The 11,665-nt window shown below is 43.2% G+C and carries 8 protein-coding genes; 5 read left to right on the top strand and 3 right to left on the bottom strand.

Going from position 1 to position 11,665, the window contains the following annotated elements; genetic code table 11:
- Positions 1 to 48 precede the first annotated feature (48 nt).
- Together SDEN_RS08005 and SDEN_RS08000 are read left to right on the top strand one after the other, a co-directional pair.
- Entirely contained in the window at positions 49 to 4,401 is a 4,353-nt protein-coding gene (locus SDEN_RS08005) for an EAL domain-containing protein (protein ID WP_011495975.1), read from the top strand.
- Positions 4,402 to 4,533: 132 nt separating this feature from the next.
- Positions 4,534 to 4,764 carry a hypothetical protein gene (locus SDEN_RS08000; RefSeq protein ID WP_041405733.1) on the top strand — a complete coding sequence of 77 codons (231 nt, stop codon included), beginning with the start codon at positions 4,534 to 4,536 and terminating at the stop codon, positions 4,762 to 4,764.
- A gap of 271 nt (positions 4,765 to 5,035) precedes the next feature.
- On the opposite strand, the gene SDEN_RS20210 is transcribed toward SDEN_RS08000, so the two are convergent.
- From SDEN_RS20210 to fadI, 3 genes are all read right to left on the bottom strand, one after another.
- Positions 5,036 to 5,236: a hypothetical protein gene (locus tag SDEN_RS20210; RefSeq protein ID WP_011495974.1), complete on the bottom strand. Its 201-nt coding sequence runs from the start codon at positions 5,234 to 5,236 to the stop codon at positions 5,036 to 5,038.
- A 315-nt stretch (positions 5,237 to 5,551) separates the two neighbouring features.
- Positions 5,552 to 7,678 (bottom strand): fatty acid oxidation complex subunit alpha FadJ, encoded by a 2,127-nt coding sequence (gene fadJ / locus SDEN_RS07995; protein ID WP_011495973.1) that lies wholly within the window; start codon positions 7,676 to 7,678, stop codon positions 5,552 to 5,554.
- A 5-nt stretch (positions 7,679 to 7,683) separates the two neighbouring features.
- Positions 7,684 to 8,994 (bottom strand): acetyl-CoA C-acyltransferase FadI, encoded by a 1,311-nt coding sequence (gene fadI, locus SDEN_RS07990; RefSeq protein WP_011495972.1) that lies wholly within the window; start codon positions 8,992 to 8,994, stop codon positions 7,684 to 7,686.
- 244 nt (positions 8,995 to 9,238) lie between these two features.
- On the opposite strand from fadI, the gene SDEN_RS07985 reads away from it, so the two are divergent.
- From SDEN_RS07985 to SDEN_RS07975, 3 genes are read left to right on the top strand one after another with little or no spacing between them, the layout of a single operon-like run.
- Positions 9,239 to 10,195, top strand: a complete 957-nt coding sequence (locus SDEN_RS07985) for an AAA family ATPase (RefSeq protein WP_011495971.1) — start codon at positions 9,239 to 9,241, stop codon at positions 10,193 to 10,195.
- 21 nt (positions 10,196 to 10,216) lie between these two features.
- Positions 10,217 to 11,152 (top strand): DUF58 domain-containing protein, encoded by a 936-nt coding sequence (locus SDEN_RS07980; protein ID WP_011495970.1) that lies wholly within the window; start codon positions 10,217 to 10,219, stop codon positions 11,150 to 11,152.
- On the top strand, positions 11,153 to 11,662 hold the full coding sequence (locus SDEN_RS07975; RefSeq protein ID WP_011495969.1) for a DUF4381 domain-containing protein: 510 nt from the start codon (positions 11,153 to 11,155) through the stop codon (positions 11,660 to 11,662).
- The last annotated feature ends 3 nt before the right edge of the window (positions 11,663 to 11,665 follow it).

Below are 11,665 nucleotides of genomic sequence, written 5' to 3'. Positions count from 1 at the left end.
TGAAAAAGTGGGAGGTTAATCGGCATCGACCAGAATAAGAATAAGATTATGCCCATCTCACGTATTGCGACATTTTTTACCGCTTTTTTCCTCAGCTGTGCTTTTTTCCCAACAGCTCCAGCCTTGGCCTTTGAAACAGTTGTGGAACCAGTGCCTGGCTCTGCTGCACAAACCTCAACCCAAGACCAACCTGAGTCCAATTTTTGGCTGCAAAACCGCAACGAATTTGATATCGAGCTCAATTACGACAGCTACAGCGTCGCCGAAGGACTTTCACAAAGTATCGTCACTAGCATAGTCGAAGATAGAGAAGGCTACGTCTGGATAGGTACACTCAATGGCTTAAACCGCTTCGATGGTACCCATTTCAAACACTTCTTCGCCGATGATACCGGTTCTGGCCTGCCAAGCTCCTTTATAAGAAGCCTTGCTTTAGACCCTGAGGGCAGATTATTAGTAGGAACCGATGCCGGACTAGTTCACTATAATACTGAACTAGAGTCATTTTCAAAAGTCCCTCATCTACCAAATAATTTATCTCAAGCGATATGGGCACTGGAGTCAATAAATGAAAGTTTATTTATAGGGTTGAAAAATAAAATAATAATCTCAAACAACCAGAAAGATATATTTATCGAGTCTAAAAAACTTAAGGAAGTAAAAAAAATAAGAGCATTCAGAAATGATACTTTCATAAGAAATTATGAAGGAGAAGTATTTCTACACAGTAATGGAAAGTTAACAAAGATATCACCTAGCAGCTATGACATTGAGATTATTAATGACGAATTATTCATAGCATCAAAAGCTGGGTTGTACACCTACAAGAAAAAGAACATCAAAAAAATATCAAACTCAATTTACACAAACATAACTAAACATTCAAATGAAATAGTTGCACTAGCCGGGAATGACATTTACATCATATCTAATACTTACATAGAAAAACTTATTGGAACAATAAAAAAAACTAACGAAGACTTCGAAAGGCTTTTCTTAAAAATAATAAATGAAGATATATTTATTAGCATAATGAACGCAGGATTTAACCACATAACACAGAAAAAAAATCTGGTAATTAGCCCAAAAAACATTAATGGGAATGTTTGGTCTATAGCCAAAGGAAACGACGCTATATACATAGCGACAGATTCCAGCGTCATAAAAGCTTACACGAAAAATTTAGATTTTATTACGAATATATCCACAAATGCTTCTGAAGGACCAAAAACAATAGCTATTTATAAAAGAAATCTCTATGTCGGCTCTCCGTCTGGACTAATAACAAATGACTTATCAAAAAACATTACACAAAGCTTATCATCCGAGCATATTTCTCACATCCTAGTTTACAATGAACAAATTATTGCAGGCACTGCTTCTGGGAGCATTATATTTTTAAATGAGAATAATGAAATAACAAATAAATATATCCCAAAGGAAAAGTATCCGATATACGATTTATTTATGCAAGAAGGGACACTATGGATAGCCTCCCAAAATGGATTGAAAAAGTTATCAAATATGAAAGAAGAAATTATATACGACAAAGACATTGTTACCAGTATAAAAAAAACAAATAACTCTTTCATATTTAGCACAAGAACATCTGTTTTTACTTTTGATGACGAAAAATCTGAAATAAAAGAGATTTATTCTGGTAGAAAACTTATTTACTCCAGTGCGGTCAGCGAAAACAAAATTATTATTTCATCAAACGGAAAGATAAGCATTATTGATATTTCAAAAAACAAAACGACCGATTTACTAGTTCAGCATGGCTCCCAGATAGATTACAACGTAAATTCAGTTATAGAGCTGGGTGAGGATATTTTTTTTGGCGGTTCAAATGGGCTTAGCATCATTAATGATAAAATAATTTCTTCATTCTTAAACAAAAACAAAAAAAACAACATAGCCATTACGGACCTATCAATATTCAACACCATTGAAAACATTGGCGGATTAACATTAACAAAATCCATCAACGATTTAAGATATATTACTTTGAAATTCTCTGACTATCCTTTTTCTTTCAAATTTATTGTGCCTGGGAAAGATTTAAACGATGTCAGTTTTTACTATCAAATGAAAGGTCTGTCCAATGATTGGCTTATTGCAAAAGAAGTTAACTCCGCTACTTATACTAACTTATCTCATGGCGAATATTTTTTTAACGTCTATGCCATTGATAAATTAACGGGCCAGCGAGGCCCTACCAAATCCATTAAAGTCATTATTACCCCCCCTTGGTGGTTATCTGTCGAAGCCAAATTAATCTATGCCCTTCTTACCTTGCTATTTTCCAGCGCTTTAGTCAGAGCAATAATGCGTCGCAGAGTCATTCAGAAGCAGATAGCCTTGAGCGAAGAACGGCTAAAATTATCACTTTGGGGCAGCGGCGATGAAATGTGGGATTGGGACATAGAATCAGGCAAAATTTATCGCTCTAACATCTGGGGCACCTTGGAGTTTCCTCAAGATGGCCAAAGATCTGGAGACGTCGATGGCGAAAGCAATATTCACCCTCAAGATCAAGCTCGAGTGCAGCAGGCTTTAGATGACCACTTTGAAGGAGAAACAGACCATTTTGAAGTCGCCTATCGCGTTAAAAATAGAAATAATGAATGGCTGTGGATTTTAGATAGGGCTAAAATTGTTGAGCGAGACAACAAAGAACGCCCGCTACGAATGACGGGGACCATCAAAGATATCAATAATATCAAGCAAACAGAAGAGCAGCTGAGGCTATTTGCCAGAGCCATTGAAAACATCTCCGAAGGCATGTTTATATTGGACGCAGAACATAGGTTTTTGGAAGTCAATTCCGCTTGTTGCAGCCTGCTACAAAGAACAAAATCATCATTTACCGGTGAGCTGCTGTCATTTAATCTCTATCCTGAGTCATTTTCAACTCAAATTCGCAGTATTATAACTCAGCAAGGCTATTGGAGCGGCGACGTCGACGCCTTAAAGAGCGATGACTCAACATTTCTTATGTCACTGACTATCGATGCCATTAAGGACGAATTAGGGCTGTTCAGCCATTATGTGGGTATATTTTCAGATATCACCCGCAGAAAACAGCAAGAAGAGGAACTAAGAAAACTCACCAATAACGACATTTTAACAGGCCTTGCTAACCGCTCCAGTTTGCAAGTAACTTTAAGCAATCTCGTCAAAAAAGACATACATCATACCTTGATGGTATTAGATCTTGATAATTTTAAGCGTATCAATGACTCATTAGGTCACCAAATAGGTGATAGCTTAATTATCAGTGTTGCTGAGCGTATCCAAGCAATCATTCCTTCCCATGCAAGCCTTTACCGACTCGGTGGTGATGAGTTTGCTATTTTACTGGATAAAAATCCTGATATAGCCTCCAGTGCAGCCATAGCAGGAAGCGTCATCAAGGATCTTAAAACGCCATTTTCAATTGAATCAGAACAATTGGTCATTGGTATAAGTATTGGCATAGTACTTTATCCAGAGGATGAGCAAAATGAACAAGCCCTTCTTAGAAAAGCTGACATTGCCATGTACCATGCTAAATCAGCAGGTGGCAACCGATACCAGTTTTATGCCGAATCACTTAATCAAAACGTGTTAAGGCAACTTGAAGTAGAAAATCTTATTCGCCAAGGATTAAAAGAGGACTTATTCGAAGTGCACTACCAAGCTAAGGTGGATCTTAAGCTTGACAGAATTACAGGGATGGAGGCTCTTGTCAGGCTAAATCATCCTCAGCTTGGCCTCATTCCCCCCAATGATTTCATCCCCCTTGCTGAAGACAATGGCCTCATTATCGAGATTGGCGATATTGTATTAAGAAAAGCCTGCACCGCAGCCCAAAGCTGGCGCCAACAAGGGATATTTAATGGTCGCATCGCCGTCAATTTATCGTCGAAACAATTTGCCTTGCCCGACCTAGTGCAAAGAATTGAGTCAATATTATGTCAAACTGGTCTTCCTGCCGAAAACCTAGAGCTTGAAATAACCGAAGGCACTGTTATTAAAAATCCTGAAAGTGCCATTAAAGTCATGCAACAGCTGGCTAAGATGGGTATTAGCCTAGCCTTGGATGATTTTGGCACTGGCTATTCTTCACTGTCATATTTGAAGCGCTTCCCGATCCACAGATTAAAAGTTGATAAGAGCTTTGTTGATGATATCGATAAGTCAGACATGGATCTAAAAATGGTGGATTCCATTATCACTATCGCCCATAACATGGGACTCACTGTCGTGGGAGAAGGGGTTGAGCAAGCCGCCCAACTATCCATTCTGAAAGCACTAAATTGCGAGGAAATTCAAGGGTATATTTTTAGCAAACCAATTAAAGAAAGTGAATTCACTCAACTATTGGTAAACGATATCAACAAGAATCGGGTTGAATAATTTGAGTAAATAACCAAAACTGTATCGGGAATACATTGACTACCCAAAAATCTAAATCTGGCACGTTATATGCTTTGAATATTCAGATGTCAAAAAAACTATAATTTTAACCCTGAATATACGAGAACAGCCATGATTAAAAAGCTTATTGCCATTGCCTTATTTTCAACTTTTACGAACACTTGCTACGCTGTTGACAAAAATACTCAAACAACTGGATTTCCAACAATAAAGGTATTCAATAATTTTGATAGCACTCAAGCTGCAGGATTCCCGACCATCAAAGTGATTAATGGCATAGATGGTATTCAAACCGCAGGATTCCCAACTATTAAAGTTGCCATCAAACAAACAACGGCATAAGGGACCACATTATGATTGCTATAATTAAAAATGCTTTAGGTTTTACCAAGCCAGCTCGTAAAAAAGTCAAATTACCTAAGGGTTTGGAGCATTTAGAAGTGATCCAGGCTAACGCTTGGTGGCACTAAGTTCAGTTGCTAAAGTTAAAAAAATAAGGGAGCCATAGGCTCCCTTTCTGTATCCTTCAAAAAATACTCGTAATTCGTACACTGTTCTTATGCTTCATTCATCATCGCTTGAGTTCGTTTCATCATGAAATCGAGAGCTCAATCTAGCAATAGAATCGTCCCTTTGCAGTAACACTTGAACGCTTTATCGCTAAGCGTTTGTGGGTCATAAACAGTGGGTAGATGGCTGGTCCTAGAAAGCAGCTAAACACGCTCCAGCGCTTTACACCTAAGCCGTGTTTAAAGGCGCTGCGGCCACAGAAAATAGCCGACACTAGCCAAAGGGGAATAATTAGAAATATCACTATGACCTCATACTTCAGTAAACATCATTTCAAAACGTGCTAATGGCATCTATGCTTCAAATAACCACAATCACGCTGCAATCATATGCTGTTGTTTCTTTTGCTATGCATAGCCACAACCGACTTACTCAATTACAGTACCCAAGAGCCATTTAGCCGCGTCACTATACCTAAATCTAGGCTAAAAATCGAGCATCAAGGCTCCTTATAAGCGGAAATAATTTACCTTCAACATAAAAAAACGGCATATTAATGCCGCTTTTTTAAGTTTTTTTATCTACTATTTCTTAACCTCTATTTAGGTTAATAAAATAATTACTTAGTGTAAAAAGTCTGACTATTCGCAGCCATAGCTTTAAGCTTCTCACTTGGGGCGAAACGCTCACCATGAAGCTTCTGATAATGCTCTAATCTTGCCACCATATGTGCAGCCCCAAGGCTGTCCATATAACGGAAAGGGCCGCCCAAGAAAGGAGGGAAACCTATGCCGAAGATAGCGCCGATATCACCATCCCGTGGTGAAGCAATTATGCCTTCTTCTAAACAGCGCACTGCTTCATTAAGCATTTGAATAACACAACGCTCACTGATTTCTTTGCTGTCTTTGTTAGAGGCCGCTAAAATGCCAAGCACAGCGTATACGCTTTCATCAACAAGCTTAGATTTTTTCGCTTTAGGGCCATACTGGTAGAAGCCTTTGCTATTCTTGCGCCCCTTACGGTCATCATTTAACAACTTGGCAAATGCACTTGGCGCTTGGAAACGCTCGCCCAATTCTTTTTCTAGAATCGGTGATATTTTGGCGCCCACATCTATGCCCACTTCATCAAGCAAGGTCATAGGCCCCACAGGGAAGCCAAACTTAACCAATGACTTATCTAAGTGTTCGATACGCTGACCTTCCAGTAACAGCTGCGCCGCTTCATTCATGTAAAGCGCTAAAATACGGTTCACATAAAAGCCCGCGCCATCTTTAACTACGATAGGTGTCTTGCCTTGCTTGCGGGCAAAAGCCACAGTAGTTGCAATAGTTTGCGCCGAAGTTTTCTCATGAGCAATAACTTCAACCAAAGGCATTTTCTCAACCGGTGAGAAATAGTGCAGACCAATCACGTTTTCAGGACGCTCGGCGGCCGCAGCGATTTGACCAATAGGCAAAGACGAAGTGTTTGAGGCAAAAATGGTATGTTCGCCGCATTCACGCTCTATATCTTTAACCATCTGATGCTTAAGAGCTAAATCTTCAAATACCGCTTCAACCACAATATCGGCATCTTTTACGCCTTTATATTCAGTGGTTGTGGTCATCAGCGCCATTAAACCATCACGGGCTGATGGTGTCATATGGCGGCGCTTAACACCCTTATCCAATAATTTATAAGCATAAGCTAAGGCATTACTCAGGCCTTTGTCACTAATGTCTTTAACGCGAGCTGGGATCTTGGCTTTAGTGGTGGTAACTGATGCGATACCGCCGCCCATCAAGCCGCCACCTAGTACCACGGCTTTACGCACTTTACGTGGTTCAACACCATCGACTCCGGTCTCTTTCTTCATTTCAGTGGTGGCAAAAAACAAACTGCGAAGCGCCGCTGATTCTGATGACATCACTAGAGTAGAAAAATGAGTGGCCTCAACTTCAAGGCCTTTTACCATGCCTTTGTTTAATCCTTGACGTACGCAGTCAATAATTTTTCCTGGCGCAGGATAATTACCCTGAGTTTTCTTCTCAACTTGCTTGCGCGCCTGATCGAAAATAATATCGCGGCTAAAGCTGGTTGACTCTAACACTTTATTAATGAAGCTTTTCTTCACTGGCGCAGCCGTTTTTTTGCCTTTTTTAGCTAAATTAACCGCAGTTTCAAGCAAGATACTGTTTGGCACCACATCATTAACTAAACCCATTTTTAAGGCTTGCTTAGGACGTACTTGCTTACCGGTTAGCATCAAATCAAGCGCTGTTGTTATGCCAACAAGGCGCGGTAGACGCTGGGTCCCGCCGCCGCCAGGCAGTAACCCCAACTGCACTTCTGGGACCCCAAGCATAGTTTTAGCATCATCACTACACACACGTAAATGACATGCTAACGCAAGCTCTAAACCGCCACCAAGGCAAGCGCCATTGATAGCTGCAACCACAGGAATGCTTAATCCTTCAAGCTCTGCAAACACTTGATGGCCTTGCTGAGATAAGGCTTTAGCGGCGTCCGCGCTGGTGCAAGCATCCAACATGCTGATATCGGCGCCAGCAACAAATGAGTCCGCTTTACCCGAAATCACCACTAGGCCTTTAATGCTAGAGTCTGATTTTATCTCAGCTAATACAGCACTTATCTCTGGGCCAAATTCGGCTTTGAGGGTGTTCATGGTTTCGCCTGGGACGTCCATGGTCAACACCGCGATACCATCATCGCGGCGGGCTAAATTAAATGTCTTTTCCATTAGGCTTACTCCACTTCAACTATCATTGCTGCGCCTAAACCACCAGCCGCACAGGCTGTGGCTAAACCAGTACCACCGCCGCGGCGTTTAAGCTCGCGACACACTTGGGTGATAAGACGGGTACCTGTGGCTGCAAAGGGGTGACCGTAGGCAAGCGAGCCGCCTAGGACGTTAAATTTGCTCATGTCGATGTCACCGATTGCGCGATTACGACCGAGTTTTTCAGCGGCAAACTTCTTCGAGCCAAACATTTGCATGTTGGCTAAGGTTTGCGCGGCAAACGCTTCGTGCATTTCAATCAAGGTTAAGTCTTCAAGCTCCATACCGGCACGCTTAAGCGCCAATGGCGTCGCGTAAGATGGGCCCATCAACATGTCTTGCCATACATCAATGGCGGTAAAAGCATAACTCTTGATATAGCCAATTGGCTGGTAACCTAAGGCTTTAGCACGGCCTTCACTCATCAATATGATGGCTGATGCACCGTCGGTCAGCGGCGTACTGTTTGCCGCTGTCACGCTGCCGTGCTTACGGTCAAACGCAGGGCGAAGCTTAGCGTACGATTCAAGTACAGAGTTTTCGCGGATGTTGTTATCGCGGTCAATAAACTGCTTATAAGGGGCAACATGAGCCGTCATCACCTCATCACGAAGATTACCTGAATTCCATGTTTCGGTGGCTAGCGTGTGTGAGCGATGAGCTAATGCATCTTGGTCTGCGCGGCTAATGCCGTAAGTTTTCGCCATTTGCTCGGCGGTTTGCCCCATAGAAAGACCGGTCGAGTATTCTGCAACCGCTGGCGGCACTGGCATTAAATCTTTAAGGCCAAGGCGGCGCATAATGGCAAATTTTTGTCCTAGGGTGCGGGCTTTGTTCAAATCAACCAAGGCATGGGCTAATTTCTTAGACACGGTAATAGGCAATACAGATGAAGAATCCGCGCCGCCAGCAATACCGATTTCAACATTGCCAGTCATGATAGATTCAGCCACGTTAACCGCAGACTGGAAGCTGGTCGCACAAGCGCGGGTCACGCTATAAGCATCGGTTGACACATTCATGCCAGTGCCTAGGACAATTTCGCGGGCAATGTTAGGCGCAGCTGGCATCAACACCACTTGGCCATAGACCAACTGCTCAATTAATTTAGGGTCAAGTTCAGAGCGAGAAATCAGCTCATTAACCACCATTTTGCCCATATCTAGGGCAGAGACGCCGTGAAAGGCTGTCGCTTGTTTAGCAAACGGCGTTCTAAGGCCGGCAACAATCGCGATTCGTTCGCCGCGAGCATTCTTTACCTGTTGTCTGTCACTCATTTGTCACCTTCTTTATTATTTTAAAAACCCCATATTGAGGCTTAAACTGACATATCCATTACAGCCAACCATTCTGGTCTGACCATCAAGTGTGATCTGATTCTAACTTTTAATTGACAAGTTTTAAACACCCGTTTATTTGATAAAAGTTAATTTGTGTTAATCATACTAGCCAAAGTGCCATAAAATTCATTAACATGGGTCAAATAACCGCGAATAAACACTAAATAAACTGAGTATCATCATGCCTTTGAGTCGATTTCATTCACTAAGAGCCTATTTAGACAATGTTATTTTAGGACAAAGCGTTTTAACCGAAAATTTACTGATAGCCTTAATTGCCGATGGCCACTTGTTAGTAGAAGGACCACCGGGCCTGGCTAAGACCCGTGCAGTTAAAGCCTTGTGTGATGGTGTAGAGGGGGATTTTCACCGCATCCAGTTCACCCCTGACTTACTGCCGGCTGATTTAACCGGTACTGATATTTATCGCGCCCAAACAGGTACCTTCGAATTCGAAGCAGGCCCCATTTTCCACAACCTCATCTTAGCCGATGAGATTAATCGCGCCCCAGCTAAAGTGCAGTCAGCCTTATTAGAGGCCATGGCCGAAGGCCAAGTCACTGTGGGTAAAACCAGTTACCCTTTGCCTAAACTGTTTCTCGTGATGGCAACCCAAAACCCGCTGGAAAACGAAGGCACTTATCCCCTGCCTGAAGCCCAGCTCGACCGTTTTTTAATGCACATCAATCTTGACTACCCAAGCGGCGAGACGGAAAAACAGATCTTGCGTCAATCACGTCAAGAGGCGATTACTCATACTTTACCGACCACAGAACCTGTGGCACAGGCCGATGTATTTGCCGCAAGGGATCAAGCCATGGGACTCTATCTTGCTGAGCCTCTGGAAGATTATATTGTTGAAATCGTCATGGCGACCCGTGAGCCTGCGCGCTACAGCCCTGATTTAGCAAAATGGCTCGAATACGGTGTTAGCCCAAGGGCCACCATTGCCTTAGAGCGCTGCGCCCGCGCCCGCGCTTGGCTACATAATCGTGACTTTGTCTCTCCAGAAGACATACAAGCTGTGGCCCCCAATGTATTGCGTCATAGATTACTGCTCAGTTATCAGGCCCAAGCAGAAGGGGTGACCCCAGACAGGGTTATCAACCATATCTTAAGCCAAGTTGCCGTGCCTTAACCGGCTGAGAAACAGTAAGACATGAGTTTATTGCCCACACAATTACCCTTATTTAGCGATGGCGTGAACCTCTGCCAACAGGAATTGCTTGCTTGTCAAAATATTGCGCGCGCCATTCCTGAGCGTCACGCACGAGCCAGCGCCGCGCTATCGGGGCACAGAAACAGCAGTATCAAGGGCCGCGGCATGGAATTTGCCGAAGTGCGCCAATACCAAAACAGCGACGATGTGCGCACCATAGATTGGCGCGTCACCGCCCGTACTGGGGTTGCACACACTAAGCTATTTATCGAAGAGCGTGAACGGCCTATCTTGTTACTGCTGGATTTAAGCCATAGCCTCTATTTTGGTTCAAGTTTATTACTGCAGTCGGTGCAAGCCGCCCACCTTGCGGCAACCTTAGGTTGGAGTGCTATCAATCACGGCGATAGGCTCGGTGCCTTGATTGCCAGTGAAACTGAGCATCTGGAGCTTAAACCCCGTAGCCGCAGGCAAGGCATCTTGCAGTTAACCTCGGCATTAATGGCGCTGCACCAGAGACAGCTCAGCCAAATGGACAGTCTAGCCCACGATCCACAACATATGCTCAGAGCCTGTCAGCGGCTGCAACGCATTGCAAAACCCGGCAGCTTAATCTGGATCATTACCGATGGTCAGCATATGTCCGAGGAATGCCTGGGTCCATTGAGCGAATTATCTCGCCACTGTGATATTGGTGCGTTTGTGATAACCGATCCCTTAAGGGAAGGCAAATTAACCCTGCCTAAACATTTTTCTTTACCCGTAAGAGAAGGAAAACAGCAACTGGAACTTAATCGACACAGCTTTGATATTTGGCTTAAACAGCAGCAATCTCAGCAGCAGGCGTTTATTCAGTTGATGAAAATGATCAAGGTCGAACCAAGATTTATCGACGCAAGCCAGCCCTTAAGTTCGCAATTGGATAAGTTACGCTAGATGAAACCTCAGACGACCACAGACCCTATGTTAGCTCAGCTTGATGACATCATCTTGCCGCAGAGCATCAGTGATTTACCTCTAGCCCCAGGCTACTGGTTGCTGGCCTTTTTGCTGATATTATTTATCGGCATGATCGTCCGCGGGTTAATGTTAAAGCGCCGCTATCATGCTCCCCGCAAAGCCGCCATTGCCTTATTAAACAGTTATGACATCACAAGTGATGAGTTTGCCGCACAGGTGAACACCTTACTGAAACGCACGGCCTTAAGTTACTTGCCTAGGGAGCAGCTTGCGCACCTCAATGGCAATGAATGGTTCGATTGGTTAGACACTCGCATGCCTGTAAAACATAAAGGCACATTTGGGGCCTTATTAGTCAAACGCCATCAAGCACAAGGGCTAACAACAGCTGAAAAACACGCCCTCAAGCAACTTGGCAGCACATGGCTCAGTAATACGAGTCCCTTCAGCCTAAATAATGCAAACAGCCAAAAAACCGGAGAGTAGCCA

Source organism: Shewanella denitrificans OS217, assembly GCF_000013765.1.
Classification (GTDB): Bacteria; Pseudomonadota; Gammaproteobacteria; order Enterobacterales; family Shewanellaceae; genus Shewanella; species Shewanella denitrificans.
Note: the sequence above shows the minus strand (reverse complement) of the source record. Positions and strands in the feature narration are given on the sequence as shown.